The sequence below is a fragment of the Delftia sp. NA_296.1 genome (assembly GCF_052692095.1).
The window spans coordinates 1-16,072 of the sequence record NZ_JBQZGF010000008.1; the positions used below are offsets into that span (position 1 = coordinate 1).

A 16,072-nucleotide genomic window follows, 5' to 3' on the forward strand; every position below is an offset into this window, starting at 1 on the left:
GCAGCCAAAACGGACATCCCAAAAAAAGAGAGCGCTGACGCGCTCTCTTTTTATTCCCGCACCCGGATGCAACATCCGGCGCAGTTTCCTGTGGCCAATTCCGCTAGCATTGACGTTAACGTCAACGTCGCATTCCCATGGCCGCCGGCTGTGGATGCTGGCGGACTCTCCAGCCATGTCGACCACCTACACCATCAGCGATCTTGCCAAGGAGTTCGATCTCACGACCCGGGCCATCCGCTTCTATGAAGACATGGGCTTGCTTGAGCCCGAGCGCGCCGGGCCTGGCGGGCGCAATCGCGTCTACAGTGCGCGTGATCGCACACGTCTTCGCCTGACCTTGCGGGCCAAGCGGCTGGGACTTTCTCTGAACGAAGCCAAGGAGATCATCGATCTCTACGACAGCCCCCGCGACACGGGCGTGCAACTGCGCAAATTCCTGGAAGTGCTGGCTGTGCATCGCCGCCAGCTCGAGGACCGCCTGGCCGACCTGCAGGCCAACCTGGCCGAGGTGCGAGAGCAGGAATCCGAGGCCCGCACTCTGTTGAAACACCTGGATGGGAAAAATGCTTCATAATTGACGTTTACGTAAACGTAATTTGTGAGGCTTGCCTTGACCGTGCCCCGCCTGGAACCTGCCAACAGCGACTTTGCCCGCCGTGTGCGAGACAGTTTTGCACGCCAGGGCGCGATGCACACCCTGGGCGCCGAGCTGTCCCTGCTGGAGCCCGGCGCCGTCGATGTCTGCTTGGCCTGGGCCCCCGGGCTGACGCAGCAGCATGGCTTTTTGCATGCCGGCATGGTTTCCACGGCGCTGGACTCCGCCTGCGGCTATGCAGGGCTGACCCTGATGCCGGCCGATGCTGCCGTGCTCACCATCGAATTCAAGATCAATCTGCTGGCCCCCGCCAAGGGCCAGCGCTTTCGCATGGAAGGCCGAGTGATCAAGCCGGGCCGCACGATCATCGTGACCGAGGGGCGCGCCTATGCCATCGACGAAGGCCGCGAAAAACTGATTGCCACCATGGGCTGCACGCTGATGTGCGTGCAGGGCCGCGATCTGGCCGACTGAGCCGGGCGGCGTTCTTTCACCAAATTTCCACAGGAGACACGAGATGAGCCTTTCCAACCTGCCGGGCCTGAACTTCCAACTGGGCGAGGACATCGACGCGCTGCGCGATGCCGTGCGCGAGTTCGCACAGGCCGAGATTGCGCCGCGCGCCGGCGAGATCGACCGCGACGACCAGTTCCCCATGGACCTGTGGCGCAAGTTTGGCGATCTGGGCGTGCTGGGCATCACCGTGTCCGAGCAGTACGGCGGCGCCAACATGGGGTACCTGGCCCACATGGTGGCGATGGAGGAAATCTCGCGTGCCAGTGCCTCGGTGGGCCTGTCCTATGGCGCGCACAGCAATCTTTGCGTGAACCAGATCAACCGCAACGGCAACGAGGCGCAAAAGGCCAAGTACCTGCCCAAGCTGATCAGCGGCGAGCATGTGGGCGCGCTGGCCATGAGCGAGCCCGGCGCCGGCTCGGACGTGATCAGCATGAAGCTCAAGGCCGAGGACAAGGGCGGCTACTTCCTGCTCAACGGCACCAAGATGTGGATCACCAATGGTCCCGATGCCGACACCCTGGTGGTCTACGCCAAGACCGAGCCCGAGCTGAACGCCCGCGGCGTGACCGCCTTCCTGATCGAGAAGGGCATGAAGGGCTTTTCCATTGCCCAGAAGCTGGACAAGCTGGGCATGCGTGGCAGCCATACGGGCGAGCTGGTGTTCGAGAACGTCGAGGTGCCGGCCGAGAACGTGCTGGGCGGGCTGAACAACGGCGCCAAGGTGCTGATGAGCGGCCTGGACTACGAGCGCGCCGTGCTGACCGGCGGGCCGCTGGGCATCATGCAGTCGGTGATGGACAACGTCGTGCCATACATCCATGACCGCAAGCAGTTCGGCCAGAGCATTGGCGAGTTCCAGCTCATCCAGGGCAAGGTGGCGGACATGTACACCGTGCTGCAAGCGGGTCGCTCATTTGCCTATACGGTCGCCAAAAACCTCGATCTGCTGGGAACGGAGCATGTTCGACAGGTCCGCAAGGACTGCGCCAGCGTCATCCTGTGGTGTGCCGAGAAGGCGACATGGATGGCCGGCGAAGGCGTTCAAATCTATGGAGGTAATGGGTATATCAACGAATACCCACTGGGTCGCCTCTGGCGGGATGCGAAACTCTACGAGATCGGCGCCGGCACCAGCGAGATCCGTCGCATGCTGATCGGCCGCGAGCTGTTCGCAGAGACCTGCTGATCCCGCACCCGCCTGCCGCGCCGTTCTTGAGTTTGACCCAACAAAAGGATTGCTTATGAGCACAACCTCCATCGAAGAACTGTTTGTCCATAACCGCGAATGGGCCCAGCAGATGGAGCGTGACCGGCCCGGTTTCTTCACCGGGCTGTTGTCGCAGCAAAAACCCCGCTACATGTGGATCGGCTGTTCCGACAGCCGCGTCCCTGCGAACCAGATCACGGGCCTGGAGCCCGGCGAGGTGTTCGTGCATCGCAACGTGGCCAACGTGGTCGTGCCCAGCGACCTGAACTGCCTGTCCACCATCCAGTACGCGGTGGACCAGCTCAAGGTCGAGCACCTGATGGTCGTGGGCCACTATGGCTGCGGCGGTGTGCTGGCGGCACTGGAGGATGTGCGCGTGGGCCTGGCCGACAACTGGATCCGCCATGTGAAGGATGTGCGCGACAAGCACCAGGCGCTGCTGGCCAGCCTGTCCCCGCAATGGCGCCACGATGCGCTGTGCGAACTCAATGCCATCGAGCAGGTGATCAATGTGGCGCAGAGCACGGTGATGCAGGATGCCTGGGCGCGCGGCCAGAAGGTCACGCTGCACGGCTGGTGCTATGGCCTCAAGGACGGCCTGATCACCAATCTGCAGATGACCGTGCCCGGTGTCGGCGGCATCGCCAACATCCATGCCGAGGCTGTCGAGCTGGTCGCCAGCCGCCAGCGCGACTGAGCGGCCATGGCAGGCGGGACCCCGGGAGACTTCATGCCGATGCCTGCCCAGGACACCCTGCTTGCCCATGACATCGCGCGGGCGATGATGGATGGCTTCAACCGCCATTACCGCCTGTTCCGCGCCGAATCCGCCCGTGCCAAGCACCGCTTCGAAACCGCCGACTGGCTGGGCCAGCAGCGTGCCCAGCGCGAGCGCATCGAGTTCTACGACCTGCGCGTGCGCGAATGCGTGCGCCGGCTGGAAAAGGAATTTGCGGCCGGCGCCCAGCCCATGCCGGTCTGGCAGCAGATCAAGCGCCATTACATCGGGCTCATGGTCAACCACCTGCAGCCCGAGCTGGCCGAGACCTTCTTCAACTCGGTCACCACCAAGATCCTGCACCGCACGCATTTCCACAACGACTTCATCTTCGTGCGGCCCGCCGTCAGCACGGAATACATAGAGAACCAGGAGCCGGCTGAGCGCCCGGCCTACCTGGCCTTCTACCCCACGCGCGAGACGCTGCCGCAGACGCTGCGCGAAGTCGTGGAGCAATTCGCGCTGCAGCGCCCCTTCGAGGACCTGGAGCGCGACATCGCCCGCCTGGCCGAGCGCCTGGAGCCGCAGCTGCAGGCCATGCGCCTGTACGCCAACTTCCAGATCCAGGTGCTGTCCAGCCTGTTTTTCCGCAACAAGGGCGCCTACATCGTCGGCAAGATCATCAACGGCTTTGCCGAGCTGTCCTGGGCCGTGCCCATCCTGCACGGCGACAACGGCCGGCTGGTGCTGCATGCGGCCCTTTTCGGCGAGAAGGACTTCCACGGCCTGTTCAGCTTTGCGCGCGCCTACTTCATGGTCGATACCGACGTGCCCAGCGCCTACGTGCAGTTCCTGCGCAGCCTCATGCCGCGCAAGCCGCGCGCCGAGCTGTACAACGCCCTGGGCCTGGCCAAGCAGGGCAAGACGCTGTTCTACCGCGACTTCCTGCACCACCTGCGCCATTCGCGCGACCAGTTCCGCATCGCGCCCGGTATCAAGGGCATGGTCATGCTGGTGTTCGATCTGCCCAGCTTTCCCTATGTGTTCAAGCTCATCAAGGACCGCTTCGCCGCGCCCAAGGAGATCACGCGCGAACAGGTCAAGGCCAAGTACCGCCTGGTCAAGCAGCACGACCGCGTGGGGCGCATGGCCGACACGCTGGAGTACAGCCTGGTGGCCTTCCCGCGCGAGCGCTTTTCGGATGCGCTGATCGCCGAGATCCTGGAGCATGCGCCCAGCCAGGTCGAGATCAGCGACCGCGACGGCGATGGCCGGCAGGAGGTCATCATCTCCCACCTCTACATAGAGCGGCGCATGGTGCCGCTGAACATGCTGCTGCAGGAGTGCTTCGATGACGGGCTGGACCTGCCGGCACCGCGGCAGCGCCTGGAGAGCGCCGTGATCGAGTACGGCAATGCCATCAAGGATCTGGTCGCGGCCAACATCTTCCCGGGCGACATGCTGTGGAAGAACTTCGGCATCACGCGCGGCGGCAAGGTGGTGTTCTACGACTACGACGAGATCGAATACCTGACCGACTGCCACTTCCGCCAGGTGCCCGCGCCGCGCAACGAGGAGGACGAGCTCAGCGGCGAGGTCTGGTACCCCGTGGGCCCGCGCGATGTGTTCCCGGAAACCTTCGCGCCCTTTCTGCTGGGCAACCCGGCCGTGCGCGAAGTCTTCATGCGCCACCATGCCGACCTGCTCGACCCCGCCTTCTGGCAGGCGCACCAGCAGCGCATCCGCGAAGGCCATGTCCACGATGTCTTCCCCTACGAGCGCAGCCGCTGGCTGGCCTGACCCGTTTTCCCTTTCTTTCACCATCACGACAACCCAGGAGACAAGCATGCAAGACCCCATCGTCATCGTCGGCGCAGCCCGCACCCCCATGGGCGCCTTCCAGGGCGACTTCGCCGACCTCGCGGCCCATGATCTGGGCGGCGCCGCCATCAAGGCGGCCGTGCAGCGCGCGAGCGTGGCGCCCGAGAAAGTGGACGAAGTGCTGTTCGGCAACTGCCTGATGGCTGGCCAGGGCCAGGCGCCCGCCCGCCAGGCCGGCTTCAAGGGCGGCCTGCCGCGCAGCACGGGCGCCGTGACCCTGTCCAAGATGTGCGGCGCTGGCATGGAGGCCACCATCCTGGCGCACGACCAGCTGGTCGCAGGCAGCCGCGATGTCGTGGTCTCCGGCGGCATGGAAAGCATGACCAATGCGCCCTACCTGCTCAAGAAGGGGCGTGGCGGCTACCGCATGGGTCACGACAAGGTCTATGACCACATGATGCTCGACGGCCTGGAGGACGCCTACGAGCCTGGCCGCTCCATGGGCACTTTTGGCGAGGACTGCGCCGCCAAATACCACTTCACGCGCGAGCAGCAGGATGCCTACGCCATCGAAAGCGTCAAGCGCGCCCAGGCGGCCACTGAAAGCGGCGCCTTCGCCGCCGAGATCACGCCCGTCACCGTCTCCACGCGCAAGGGCGACGTCACGGTCAGCATCGACGAAGGCCCGGCCAAGGCCAAGCTGGACAAGATTTCCAGCCTCAAGCCCGCCTTCAAGAAGGACGGCACGATCACGGCCGCATCGAGCTCCAGCATCAACGACGGCGCCGCCGCCCTGGTGCTGATGCGCGAGTCCACGGCCAAGGAACTGGGCTGCAAGCCGCTGGCGCGCATCGTCGCCCATGCCACGCATGCCCAGGAGCCCGAATGGTTCACCACGGCCCCCGTGGGCGCCACGCAGAAGGCCCTCAAGAAGGCTGGCTGGACGGCGGCGGACGTGGACCTGTGGGAAGTCAACGAAGCCTTTGCTGTCGTGCCCATGGCCCTGATGGCCGAGCTGGGCGTGCCGCGCGACAAGGTCAACGTCAACGGCGGCGCCTGTGCGCTGGGCCACCCCATTGGCGCCAGCGGTGCGCGCATCCTGGTCACGCTGCTGCACGCCCTGCAGGCGCGCGGCGGCAAGCGCGGCCTGGCCACGCTGTGCATAGGCGGCGGCGAGGGAACAGCCATGGCGATAGAAATGGTCACCCCCTGAGGCGCTGCGCGCCCTCCCCCTGAAAGGGGGACGACACCCTCGGTGCGGGGCGGCCCTTCCTCGGTGTCTCTGATTTGCATTGCGCCAGTTTTATGGGCAGCGCCACAGACGTCCAGAGAGCTAGACTTGGATCGGCCGATCCGCTATTACTTTGACCTCTCGACCATGATTACCAGCGAAGAACAGTTGCGCAGCCTGTATGCCATGCCGGCCGAAAGGGCCTTGCTCAAGCAGCAGGTGGACCTGGACCGGCACTGCCTGCGCTTCATCGCGCTGTCGCCGCTGTGCATCGTGGCCACGGGGGGCGGGGCGGGCGCGATGATGGATGCCTCGCCGCGCGGCGGCAAGCCGGGCTTCATCAAGGCGCCCGACAACCAGACGCTGCTGATTCCCGATTCGGGCGGCAACAACCGCCTGGACAGCTTCAGCAACCTGATCGCCGATCCGCGCATCGGCCTGCTGTTCATGGTGCCTGGTTTCGACGAGACCCTGCGCGTCAACGGCGTGGCCAAGCTGCGCGACGAGGCCCATTACACGGCGCTGTTCGCCAGCGAAGGCTTCCGGCCCAAGATCGTTCTGGAGATCCAGGTGCACGAGGCCTATCTTCACTGTGCCAAGGCCCTGATGCGCGCCCGGCTCTGGAAGCCAGAGTCCCAGGTGTCGCGCAACGTCATGCCCTCGGTGAACCAGATGGTCCACCAGCAGATCGGCCTGCCTGCGCCCACCGAGACGCAGGAGGCCATGGTCGAGCGCTACGAAAAACAGATCGCGGACGAGCAGGGCCGCTGACCGCATTCCATTTGAAAGGTCGAAAGACATGGCAGTCACTCTGGTGTTGGGCGCCTCGCGCGGGCTTGGTTTTGCCTTGGTGGAGGCCTATGCGGCCCAGGGCCGCAGCGTGGTCGCCACGGTGCGCAACGAGGCCGACCGCGAGCGCGTCGAGGCCACGGGCGCCAAGGTGCTGCTGGTGGATGTGGCCGACCCGGCCAGCGTCAGCGGCCTGGCCTGGCAGCTCGACGGCGAGAAGATCGAGCTGGCGCTGTACGTGGCCGGAGTGTGGGATGCCCACAGCTCGGCCACGCCGCCCACGCGCGAGCAGTTCGACCGCGTCATGCACACCAATGTGCTGGGCGCCATGCAGGTGCTGCCCCAGGTGGCGCCGCTGGTCGAGGCGGCGGGCGGCGTGTTCGGCCTGTTCTCCAGCCAGATGTCGCTGCTGGCCGACGCCGAATCCGACGCCTGGCTCTATCGCGTCAGCAAGGCTGCGCTCAACATGGTCGTGGCCAGCGCCCAGCCGCAATGGCCGGGCGCCACCGTGGTCGCGCTGGACCCGGGCTGGGTGCAGACCGACATGGGTGGCGCGGCTGCCACCTTCACCGTGGAGCAAAGCGTGCAGGGCCTGGTGCGCACGCTGGCTGGCGTCACGCCGGCCGACCGGGGCCGCATGCTGCGGCATGACGGGCAGCGCATCGCCTGGTAGATCCGACGGTAGATCCGGCCAGCGCAACGGACAACGAACAACGAAACAAGAATCAGGAGACAAGACATGCTGCTCAACGCAGACCAGGAAATGATCCGTGACGCGGTGCGCGACTTCGTGCGCACCGAAATCACGCCCCATGCCGCACGCTGGGACAAGGAACACCACTTTCCCAAGAACGTGCACCAGGGCCTGGCGGCGCTGGGCGCCTACGGCATCTGCGTGCCCGAGGAGTACGGCGGCGCCGGCCTTGACTACCTGAGCCTGGCCCTGGTGCTGGAGGAAATCGCAGCCGGCGACGGCGGCACCAGCACGGTGATCAGCGTCACCAACTGCCCCGTCAACGCCATCCTCATGCGCTACGGCAGCGAGGCGCAAAAGCAGCAATGGCTGGCGCCGCTGGCGCGCGGCGAGATGCTGGGCGCCTTCTGCCTGACCGAGCCGCATGTGGGCTCGGACGCCTCGGCGCTGCGCACCACGGCCACGCGCGACGGCAGCGACTACGTGATCAACGGCGTCAAGCAATTCATCACCAGCGGCAAGAACGGCGACGTGGCCATCGTCATCGCCGTCACCGACAAGGCGGCGGGCAAGCGCGGCATGAGCGCCTTCATCGTTCCGACCTCCGCACCCGGCTACCAGGTGCTGCGGCTGGAGGACAAGCTGGGCCAGCACAGTTCGGACACGGCCCAGATCCAGTTCGAGGGCTGCCGCATCCCCGCCGCGAACCTCATCGGCGCCGAGGGCGAGGGCTACAAGATTGCGCTGTCGGCGCTGGAAGGAGGGCGCATCGGCATTGCCGCGCAAAGCGTGGGCATGGCGCGTGCGGCCTTCGATTGCGCGCTGCAGTACTCCAAGGAGCGCGAGAGCTTCGGCCAGCCCATCTTCAACCACCAGGCCGTGGGCTTTCGCCTGGCCGACTGCGCCACGCAGATCGAGGCCGCGCGCCAGCTGATCTGGCATGCGGCCAGCCTGCGCGATGCCGGCCTGCCCTGCCTCAAGGAAGCAGCCATGGCCAAGCTGTTCGCCAGCGAAATGGCCGAGCGCGTGTGCAGCGCCGCCATCCAGACCCTGGGAGGCTATGGCGTGGTCAGCGACTTCCCCGTGGAACGCATCTACCGCGACGTGCGCGTCTGCCAGATCTACGAAGGCACAAGCGACGTGCAGAAAATTCTCATCCAGCGCGCCCTGGCCTGAGGCCAATCCCCCACGCTGCGGGTCGGGCCGGATGGCCCTGACACCCGCAGGGCTTAGCATGGAGCATCGCCGGCACGGCGCCCGAGAGAGGCGGGCAGCCGTTTCCGGCAGGTTTGTGACCACCTTCGCAGGAGATCCCGACATGCCCATCGCTTCCGTCAACGGCCAGAACCTGTACTACGAGGACACGGGCGGGAGAGGCCCGGTCCTGGTGTTTTCGCACGGGCTGCTCATGGACCACACCATGTTCGCCCCCCAGGTCCAGGCACTGCAGGGGCGCTTTCGCTGCATCAGCTGGGACGAGCGCGGCCATGGCCAGACGGCAGACCCCGCGCAGTGCGCACCCTTCGACTACTACGACTCGGCCGACGACCTGGCCGCCCTGCTCGAGCACCTGGGCGTGGAGCGCGCGGTGCTGGTGGGCATGTCGCAGGGCGGCTATCTGTCGCTGCGCTGCGCGCTCATCCACCCCGAGATCGTGCGCGCGCTGGTGCTGATCGACACCCAGGCCATGCTGGAAGACCCCGAGCAGATGCCCCACCACGAAGCGTTGCTGCGCGCCTGGATGGAGCATGGCCTCAGCGACGACATGGCGACCACGGTGGAGCGCACCATCCTGGGCCAGGGCTGGAGCGGCGCGGCCGCCTGGCGTGCCAAATGGAAGAAGGCCACGCCCATCAACCTGGGGCAGAGCTTTCTGGCGCTGGCCCAGCGCGATGACATCAGCCCACGCCTGCCCGACATCCATGTGCCGGCCCTGGTCATCCATGGCACGGACGACACCGCCATCGCGCCCGACCGTGCACGCGCCATGGCCAAGGCCTTGCCCAGGGCGCAGTGGGTGGAGGTGCCGGGTGCCGGCCATGCGGCCAACCTCACGCATCCGCAGCCCGTGAACCTGGCCATCGAGCGCTTCCTGGAGCAGCTCGACTGACAGGGCCTGCCGGGCAGGGGGTCAGACCGGCGGATCGCCCTCGTTCTCGCTGTCGCGGCGGCGCAGGACGACGGTGATGCTGCCGTCGGTCTCCAGCGTGGCGCGTTCCACCTCTCTGAGGTGCAGGCAGCCGCCCGCACGCAGCGCGGCCTCGATATCGTCGCGCGTGATGCGTTCCTCGCGCATCAGGTCCTTGTTCAGGTGTCCGTCCCTGATCAGGGCCTTGGCCTTGCCGTCGATGAGCCGCTCCAGCGCGGGAAAGCGAAAGGTCAGCCAGGACAGCAGCAGATGGCACAGGATCAGCGTGGAGGCCGAGACCATACCGCCGATCAGCGAGTTGTCCCCGGCATTCATGGAGTTCTGCACCGCATTCGACAGGATGAGCAGCAGCACCAGGTCGAACGGCGCGTACTGCCCCGTCTGGCGCCGCCCGGTCAGCCGAAGGAACACCAGCAAAAACAGGTAGACGGCCACGCCGCGCACCACGAACTCCCACCACGGGACCGACATTGAAAACATGGGCTCTCCTTACAGGCCCGAGGGCCCGCGGTCAGTATCATGGCCCGCCTGTCCTCCATCAAGAACCCGGTCGCAGCAAGGCGGCCGTGACTGACATGCATTCCTGCTCCCGCGCCGTCCTCCCCCAAGTTCCGCAAGTTCCGCAGGGCCAGCCGCTATGAGCGCTGCCGCCACCTCCCCGGCCTGTCCCTGCGGTCTTCAGGATGCCAAGGGCCGTCCCCTGGCCTTCGATGCCTGCTGCGGCCGCTACCTGGACCATTTCGACGACTGCCCCGCGCCCGATGCCCAGGCCTTGATGCGCTCGCGCTACAGCGCCTTCGTGCGCGAGGACGCCGCCTATCTGCTGGCCACCTGGCACGCCAGCCAGCGGCCCGCCACGCTGGACTTCGAGCCTTCGGCACGCTGGCTGGGGCTGGCGGTCAAGGACTTCCGAAGCACCGGCGAGGACAGCGCCGAGGTGGAATTCGTCGCGCGCTACCGCGTGGGCGGCCGCGCCGTGCGCCTGCATGAGCGCAGCCGTTTCGTGCGCGAAGCCGGGCGCTGGCTCTACGTGGATGGCGACCAGTTCTGAACACGGCGGCGGCCCTGCGGAGCCGCTGTGGAAACTGCAGCAGCGCCAGCGGCTGCTGCTGTCCATCGCATCGCGGGGCTCGTCCGAGGCGGCGGCCCTCATCATCCCCGGCATCGTGGTCTGGTTGCAGCGGCACGAAACGGGCGCCTTCCAGGTGCCGCTGCTGCTGTGGTGGCTGGGCATGGCGTTCATGGCCTGCGTCTTTGTCGGGTTGCGACGCCAGTTGCGCCGGGACCTGGGTGCCGCCGTGCCCTCGGCCGAGTTGCCAGCGCGGCTGCAGCGCTGGGAGCGCGTGATGGGCCGCATGGCCCTGCTCAACGCCGGTTCCTGGGCGCTGGCGATACCGCTGACCCATGGCAGCGGCCATGAATTCCGGCTTTTCATCTACCTGGTGCTGTGCGGCGTCGTGGCCTCGGCCGCCACCTTCCTGGCGCCGGCGGCTGCCGTGTTCAAGCGCTTCTTCGGCGTGCTGTACGGCGCCATGCTGCTGGCCGTGGTCTGGTACTTCCCGAACAGGGGCCTGTACCTGCTGCCGCTGCTCATGCTGTATGGCGCCACCATCGCGCGCCATGCCTGGGGGGCGCGCCAGCTCATGCTGCAGCAATGGGCGCAGGAGCGTGACCGCCAACTGCTGGCCGAACGCTACCTGGCCGCCAAGGAGCAGGCCGAACAGGCGCTGGAAGCCAAGAGCCGCTTCCTGTCGGCCGCCAGCCATGACCTGCGCCAGCCGCTGCATGCCCTGGGCCTGCTGGTGGAAACCGCCCGCCAGCGCAATGCCGACGGCGCGCTGGCAGGCGTGCTTGACGATGCCCAGGCCTGCGCCCAGTCGCTGGGCACCATGTGCAACGACCTGCTGGACCTGTCGCGGCTGGAGAACGGCACCTGGGAGCTGCGCGCCCAGGTGATGGACCTGCGCATTCTGCTGGGCGATGCCACGCGCCTGTTCGCGGCCGAGGCGCGCCAGCGCGGGCTGGTGCTGCGCTGGCGCGTGGCGCGCGGCATGGACAGCCTGGTGCGTGCCGACGAGGCCCTGCTGCGCCAGATGGTGTTCAACCTGCTGCACAACGCCCTGCGCTACACCCAGCGCGGCGGGGTGCTGCTGGCCGCCCGCGTGCACGGCGGGGGCTGGCGCATCGAGGTCTGGGACACGGGCCTGGGCATTGCGGCCGAAGACCGGCCCCATGTCTTCGCACCGCACTTTCGCGCGCGCTCAGGCCAGGCGGCCCGGCGCGCGGCCCAGCCTGCGGCCGACCACCTGCCCGGCGTGAGCAGCCAGGGCCTGGGCCTGGCCGTCGTGGCCGCAGCCGCGCGGCGCATGGGCGTGGAGCACGGCCTGCTGTCCACGCCAGGGCGGGGGTCCTGCTTCTGGCTGCAACTGCCGTCCAGCCTGAATGTGCAGGCGGCCTTGCCGCAGTCCGAGGGATCGCAGGCGCAGGCACAGGCGCAGGCCCGGCCGCCCCTGCTCCAGGGCCGGTGCTGGGTGGTCGATGACGATGCGCAGGTGGCGCGGGCCCTGGCCGGCCTGCTGCGCGATTGGGGGCTGCAGGTGGATGTGGCTGCCACAGGCCGCGAGGTGGCCGACTGGCTGGCGGCGGGACAGCATCCCGATTTCGTGCTGTGCGACCACCATCTGGCTCGGGGCGAGAACGGCTTTGCGCTGCTGCAGAACGTGCTGGCGCAAGCGCCGCAGGCGGCGGGCGCCCTGCTCAGTGGCGAGCCGTCACCGGCGCTGGAGCAGGAGGCGCAGGAACTGGGCTATCTGCTGCTGCGCAAGCCCGTGGACCCGCTGGCGCTGCTGGCCCTGCTTCAGCGCAGGCTGGCCGTGGCCGGCGCCTGAACCGTATCGGTCGGCGGGACGGAGGGCGGCAGCTCCAGCGCAATGCCCTGCATGCGCGTGATGGCGTCGATGCGGCTGTGCACGCCCAGGCGCTGCAGGGCGCCGGCCACATGCTCCTTGACCGTGTGCGGCGACAGGTGCAGCAACTGCGCAATGCTGGGATTGGGCAGGCCGCGCAGCACCAGGTCCAGCACCTGGGCCTGGCGCGGGGTGAGGCCCAGCTCGGCCGCCGTCATGCGGATGGCATGGGCGCCGCCCGGTGACTGCGGCGCCAGCGGGGCGGCGGGGAACCAGGTCTCGCCGCGCAGCAGGGCCGCCACGGCCTGCTGCAGCACCTGCGGCGGCTGGGACTTGAGCACAAAGCCATGGGCCCCGGCCGCGCGTGCCTTCAGGGCAATCGCGCCATGCGTGTCGCCGCTGGTCATGAGCACGCGGCAGGCGGGCGCCAGCGTGCGGATTTCGCGCACCACGTCCGTGCCCGCGCTGGCACCCAGCCAGAAATCCACGATGGCCAGATGCGGCGATCCCCTGCCGGCCATGCACTGCAGGCCTTCGCCCGCATCGGCCACGGCATGGACTTCGGACAGGCCGAATTGTTTCAGGAACTCGGACACGCCCATGGCGGTCAGCGGGTGGTCGTCGATCACCAGGGCATAGCGCCCCGATTGGAGACAGGAGGAATCGGTCAGGAGGGGATGGCTGTGCATGGTCCGCGCGAAGGCATGTCGAAAGGGCTGGAGCGCCAGGGCGCGCCCGGATACACCTTGCGCACATCGTAACGATTACCCCCCGGCCGGGGGGTGACCGGATGTCGGCCAACTCCCCAAAATCGCCGCCGATGCCCTGAGATTCCGCATGGAACGGGCACGTATTCAACGAGAAGGGGAGATAGTCATGAAGATGGTACAGCTCACGCGCCGCAGTGCGGCATTGATGCTTCTGGGAACCCTGGCCGCCTGTGGCGGCGGCGGTGGTGGTGGATTGGGAGAACCGGGCGGCGGAGATCCCGGCAATGGCGGAAATCCTGGCAACCCCGGCACGCCCGGCAACCCCGGCGGCGGCACAACGACCCCGGTGACCGGCCAGTACCGCATGGAGACGGCTGCCGAAAACTTCGACGCGGCCCTGTCCGCCATGAACACGCTGGGGGCGCAAGGCTATGCCTTCACCTACAGCCTGGCCTCGGGCGGCACGACCTTCCCCGTTCCCATCGGTGACTTCTACGTCACCGACACGGCCCACACCGGCACGCGCCTGGACTACCGCATGGTGGCCGACGTGGCGGGCGTCTCGGCCCTGGTGGCCCAGCTCAATGCGCAGGGTGCGCAGGGCTACCTGTACAAGTCGGGCATGGCGTTCCCCAGCAGCACGCAGGACCTGCGCAACCTCTATGTGCGCAGCAGCAGCGCCGCCGCCACCTACAGCTACGAGACGCGCCCCGCCGTGGGTGCGCTGGACACGTCCGGCTTCACGCAGCAACTGGCCGAGATGAGCGGCCGGGGTTTCCGCTACACGGGCCCGCTGATCTCGGGCGACGAGATGTTCAACCTCTACGTCAAGGACTCCAAGGCGCCGGCCTTCGAGTACGCGGTGTTCGCCCTGGCCGCGCCCTTCGGCATGGCCAACGGCACGGCGCTGAAGCAGCGCCTGGACGAGATGGGTGCCAAGGGCCACCTGCTGCGCGGCGCCCTGGTGCTGCGCGGCAATACCGAAGGCGTGCAGCTGTACGAAAAGAGCGGCGACCAGCAGGGCGCCATCGAGTACCGCCTCGAATCCGTGTCCAACAACGCCAGCCTCGCGCAGCGCCTGGAGCAGTTCAACCGCAACGCTGCCGAAGGCTTTTTCGCCTTCGGCGATGTGGTCACCGACGATGGCCAGTTCCATTCCATCTCGGTGCGCAACGTCAAGCGCATGGTCCATCCGCTTGCCGGTGCCTCCTTCCCCTGAGCAGGGCACAGGCATGCGCGGCCAGCGCATAATCCGGCCATTTTCCGCAGCAAGGGCGCCCCAGGGCGCCCTTGCTCAGTTTGTTTCGAGAATCCATCCATGACTGCTTTCGAGGCCGTGCTCTTCGACTGTGACGGCGTGCTCGTCGACAGTGAATCCATCACCAACCGCGTGCTGTGCACCATGCTCAATGAATCGGGCTGGCCCATCAGCACCGAGGAATGCCTGCGCGAATTCATCGGCAAGACCGTGCGCAGCCAGGCCGCGCTGATCGAGGCGCGCACCGGCAAGCCGCTGACCGACGCATGGATGGCTGCCTTCTACGAGCGCCGCAACGCCGCGCTGCGCGCCCAGCTGGTGGCCATTGACGGTGCGCTGTCCGCCGTCAGCGAATCCCATGCGCTGTGCGCTGGCCGCATCGCCTGCGCCTCGGGCGCGGACCGCGCCAAGGTGGAGATGCAGCTGGCCCAGGTCGGCATGGCCCCGTATTTCGAGGGCCGCGTCTTCAGCGGCCATGAGCTGCCGCGCAGCAAGCCCTTTCCCGATGTGTACCTGGCCGCCGCCGCCGCCCTGGGCGTGGAGCCGGCGCGCTGCCTGGTCATCGAGGACACGGTGACCGGCGTCACCGCCGGCGTGGCCGCAGGCGCCACGGTCTGGGGCTATTTCCCGGCCGACCAGGGCCACGCATCGGCCGAGCAACTGCTCGAGGCCGGCGCCAGCTGCGTATTCGGCGACATGGGCGAGCTGCCTGCCATGCTGCGCGCCATCGGGCAGGCCAGCGCCAGCGCCAGCGCTTGAGCCTGAGCCTGAGCCTGAGCCGGCCCTAGCGCAGCCGCGGCGAAGGCGTCTCGTCCACGGCCTGCGCACGCGCGGCCTGCTGCTCGGCCTGCAGCGCCCGCTGGAAGGCGGGCCGCTGCTGCAGGCGCTGCCAGTAGGCCTGGGTGGCAGGCCCCCATTGCGGCTCCATCTCCAGGTGCGCCGACAGCATCAGCGCATAGCCCACGGCCACGTCGGCAGCGGTGAAGCGGTCTGCCGTGAGCCAGTCGCGCTGTTCCACGGCCTGCTCCACGGCGCGCAGCCGCGCGAGGAACCAGCGCTGGTAGTCCTGGGCCACCTGGGGCTGGCGCCGTTCGGCTGGCTCGAAGTGCGCATAGCGCAGCACCAGGGTCTGCGGGAAGGTCAGCGTGGCATCGCTCATGTGCAGCCAGTTGAGGTAGGCCGCGAAGCCCGCCTCCTGCGGCTGCACGGACAGGCCCGCCCCGGGGTGCAGGGCGGCCAGGTATTCGCAGATGGCGGCTGACTCGGTCAGCCTGGCCTCGCCGTGGCGCAGCAGCGGCACCGTGCCCAGCGGGTTGAGCTCCAGGTAGCTGCGCTGCAGCACGCGCGGCGGGAAGGGCAGCATGTGCAACTGGTAGGGCAGTTGCAGTTCTTCGAGCATCCACAGCGCGCGGAAGGAGCGCGCGCTGACGCAGTGGTGGAGATGGTGCATGCGCAAAGCCTAGGCCAGATGC

At 67.4% G+C, this 16,072-nt stretch carries 17 protein-coding genes; 14 read left to right on the forward strand and 3 right to left on the reverse strand.

From position 1 onward, the window contains the following. The first annotated feature begins 175 nt into the window (after positions 1-175). The 10 genes from ACUTR7_RS19520 (at position 176) to ACUTR7_RS19565 (ending at position 9,687) form a co-directional block, all read left to right on the forward strand. Positions 176-577 carry a MerR family transcriptional regulator gene (locus tag ACUTR7_RS19520; RefSeq protein ID WP_013800379.1) on the forward strand — a complete coding sequence of 134 codons (402 nt, stop codon included), beginning with the start codon at positions 176-178 and terminating at the stop codon, positions 575-577. A gap of 36 nt (positions 578-613) precedes the next feature. Beyond that, positions 614-1,072 carry a PaaI family thioesterase gene (locus ACUTR7_RS19525; protein ID WP_013800380.1) on the forward strand — a complete coding sequence of 153 codons (459 nt, stop codon included), beginning with the start codon at positions 614-616 and terminating at the stop codon, positions 1,070-1,072. Positions 1,073-1,115: 43 nt separating this feature from the next. Beyond that, positions 1,116-2,303, forward strand: coding sequence for an isovaleryl-CoA dehydrogenase (locus ACUTR7_RS19530; RefSeq protein WP_034397421.1), 1,188 nt, complete (start codon positions 1,116-1,118; stop codon positions 2,301-2,303). A gap of 55 nt (positions 2,304-2,358) precedes the next feature. After that, a complete protein-coding gene (gene can, locus ACUTR7_RS19535) occupies positions 2,359-3,021 on the forward strand; it encodes a carbonate dehydratase (protein ID WP_012207787.1) in 663 nt (220 codons plus the stop codon). 33 nt (positions 3,022-3,054) lie between these two features. Continuing rightward, on the forward strand, positions 3,055-4,842 hold the full coding sequence (gene aceK, locus ACUTR7_RS19540; RefSeq protein WP_445609596.1) for a bifunctional isocitrate dehydrogenase kinase/phosphatase: 1,788 nt from the start codon (positions 3,055-3,057) through the stop codon (positions 4,840-4,842). A gap of 46 nt (positions 4,843-4,888) precedes the next feature. Next, positions 4,889-6,076 carry an acetyl-CoA C-acyltransferase gene (locus tag ACUTR7_RS19545; RefSeq protein WP_445609597.1) on the forward strand — a complete coding sequence of 396 codons (1,188 nt, stop codon included), beginning with the start codon at positions 4,889-4,891 and terminating at the stop codon, positions 6,074-6,076. Between the two features lie 165 nt (positions 6,077-6,241). Then, positions 6,242-6,865 carry a pyridoxamine 5'-phosphate oxidase family protein gene (locus ACUTR7_RS19550; protein ID WP_013800384.1) on the forward strand — a complete coding sequence of 208 codons (624 nt, stop codon included), beginning with the start codon at positions 6,242-6,244 and terminating at the stop codon, positions 6,863-6,865. A gap of 28 nt (positions 6,866-6,893) precedes the next feature. After that, entirely contained in the window at positions 6,894-7,556 is a 663-nt protein-coding gene (locus tag ACUTR7_RS19555) for an SDR family oxidoreductase (protein ID WP_197944430.1), read from the forward strand. 66 nt (positions 7,557-7,622) lie between these two features. Continuing rightward, the gene (locus tag ACUTR7_RS19560) at positions 7,623-8,753 is read left to right on the forward strand and encodes an acyl-CoA dehydrogenase family protein (RefSeq protein ID WP_034397414.1); all 1,131 of its coding nucleotides are present in this window, start codon (positions 7,623-7,625) and stop codon (positions 8,751-8,753) included. A gap of 142 nt (positions 8,754-8,895) precedes the next feature. Then, a complete protein-coding gene (locus tag ACUTR7_RS19565; protein WP_099732643.1) occupies positions 8,896-9,687 on the forward strand; it encodes an alpha/beta fold hydrolase in 792 nt (263 codons plus the stop codon). A gap of 21 nt (positions 9,688-9,708) precedes the next feature. On the opposite strand, the gene ACUTR7_RS19570 is transcribed toward ACUTR7_RS19565, so the two are convergent. Next, the gene (locus tag ACUTR7_RS19570; protein ID WP_063328559.1) at positions 9,709-10,206 is read right to left on the reverse strand and encodes a DUF421 domain-containing protein; all 498 of its coding nucleotides are present in this window, start codon (positions 10,204-10,206) and stop codon (positions 9,709-9,711) included. Positions 10,207-10,363: 157 nt separating this feature from the next. Between ACUTR7_RS19570 and ACUTR7_RS19575 the strand changes: the two genes are divergently transcribed. Together ACUTR7_RS19575 and ACUTR7_RS19580 are read left to right on the forward strand one after the other, a co-directional pair. Then, positions 10,364-10,777, forward strand: a complete 414-nt coding sequence (locus ACUTR7_RS19575) for a YchJ family protein (RefSeq protein WP_065346943.1) — start codon at positions 10,364-10,366, stop codon at positions 10,775-10,777. After that, positions 10,761-12,614 (forward strand): hybrid sensor histidine kinase/response regulator, encoded by a 1,854-nt coding sequence (locus ACUTR7_RS19580; protein ID WP_445609598.1) that lies wholly within the window; start codon positions 10,761-10,763, stop codon positions 12,612-12,614. The genes ACUTR7_RS19575 and ACUTR7_RS19580 overlap by 17 nt, the downstream gene beginning before the upstream one ends. Here ACUTR7_RS19580 and ACUTR7_RS19585 read toward each other — a convergent pair. Beyond that, a complete protein-coding gene (locus tag ACUTR7_RS19585) occupies positions 12,584-13,321 on the reverse strand; it encodes a response regulator (RefSeq protein WP_012207777.1) in 738 nt (245 codons plus the stop codon). The genes ACUTR7_RS19580 and ACUTR7_RS19585 overlap by 31 nt on opposite strands. Before the next feature lie 187 nt (positions 13,322-13,508). On the opposite strand from ACUTR7_RS19585, the gene ACUTR7_RS19590 reads away from it, so the two are divergent. Both ACUTR7_RS19590 and ACUTR7_RS19595 read left to right on the forward strand, forming a co-directional pair. Then, positions 13,509-14,561: a hypothetical protein gene (locus ACUTR7_RS19590; RefSeq protein ID WP_012207776.1), complete on the forward strand. Its 1,053-nt coding sequence runs from the start codon at positions 13,509-13,511 to the stop codon at positions 14,559-14,561. Between the two features lie 99 nt (positions 14,562-14,660). Next, positions 14,661-15,359 (forward strand): HAD family hydrolase, encoded by a 699-nt coding sequence (locus ACUTR7_RS19595; RefSeq protein WP_445609599.1) that lies wholly within the window; start codon positions 14,661-14,663, stop codon positions 15,357-15,359. 25 nt (positions 15,360-15,384) lie between these two features. On the opposite strand, the gene ACUTR7_RS19600 is transcribed toward ACUTR7_RS19595, so the two are convergent. Next, complete coding sequence (locus tag ACUTR7_RS19600; RefSeq protein WP_445609600.1) at positions 15,385-16,050, reverse strand: glutathione S-transferase family protein; 666 nt, start codon at positions 16,048-16,050, stop codon at positions 15,385-15,387. Between the last annotated feature and the right edge of the window lie 22 nt (positions 16,051-16,072).

Coding starts and splice junctions, on each gene's coding strand:
- ACUTR7_RS19595 (WP_445609599.1), top strand. CDS start 14,661: ATGACTGCTTTCGAGGCCGTGCTCTTCGACTGTGACGGCGTGCTCGTC.
- aceK (WP_445609596.1), top strand. CDS start 3,055: ATGCCGATGCCTGCCCAGGACACCCTGCTTGCCCATGACATCGCGCGG.
- ACUTR7_RS19575 (WP_065346943.1), top strand. CDS start 10,364: ATGAGCGCTGCCGCCACCTCCCCGGCCTGTCCCTGCGGTCTTCAGGAT.
- ACUTR7_RS19590 (WP_012207776.1), top strand. CDS start 13,509: ATGAAGATGGTACAGCTCACGCGCCGCAGTGCGGCATTGATGCTTCTG.
- ACUTR7_RS19580 (WP_445609598.1), top strand. CDS start 10,761: ATGGCGACCAGTTCTGAACACGGCGGCGGCCCTGCGGAGCCGCTGTGG.
- ACUTR7_RS19545 (WP_445609597.1), top strand. CDS start 4,889: ATGCAAGACCCCATCGTCATCGTCGGCGCAGCCCGCACCCCCATGGGC.
- ACUTR7_RS19585 (WP_012207777.1), bottom strand. CDS start 13,321: ATGCACAGCCATCCCCTCCTGACCGATTCCTCCTGTCTCCAATCGGGG.
- ACUTR7_RS19600 (WP_445609600.1), bottom strand. CDS start 16,050: ATGCACCATCTCCACCACTGCGTCAGCGCGCGCTCCTTCCGCGCGCTG.
- ACUTR7_RS19520 (WP_013800379.1), top strand. CDS start 176: ATGTCGACCACCTACACCATCAGCGATCTTGCCAAGGAGTTCGATCTC.
- ACUTR7_RS19530 (WP_034397421.1), top strand. CDS start 1,116: ATGAGCCTTTCCAACCTGCCGGGCCTGAACTTCCAACTGGGCGAGGAC.
- ACUTR7_RS19550 (WP_013800384.1), top strand. CDS start 6,242: ATGATTACCAGCGAAGAACAGTTGCGCAGCCTGTATGCCATGCCGGCC.
- ACUTR7_RS19555 (WP_197944430.1), top strand. CDS start 6,894: ATGGCAGTCACTCTGGTGTTGGGCGCCTCGCGCGGGCTTGGTTTTGCC.
- ACUTR7_RS19570 (WP_063328559.1), bottom strand. CDS start 10,206: ATGTTTTCAATGTCGGTCCCGTGGTGGGAGTTCGTGGTGCGCGGCGTG.
- can (WP_012207787.1), top strand. CDS start 2,359: ATGAGCACAACCTCCATCGAAGAACTGTTTGTCCATAACCGCGAATGG.
- ACUTR7_RS19565 (WP_099732643.1), top strand. CDS start 8,896: ATGCCCATCGCTTCCGTCAACGGCCAGAACCTGTACTACGAGGACACG.
- ACUTR7_RS19560 (WP_034397414.1), top strand. CDS start 7,623: ATGCTGCTCAACGCAGACCAGGAAATGATCCGTGACGCGGTGCGCGAC.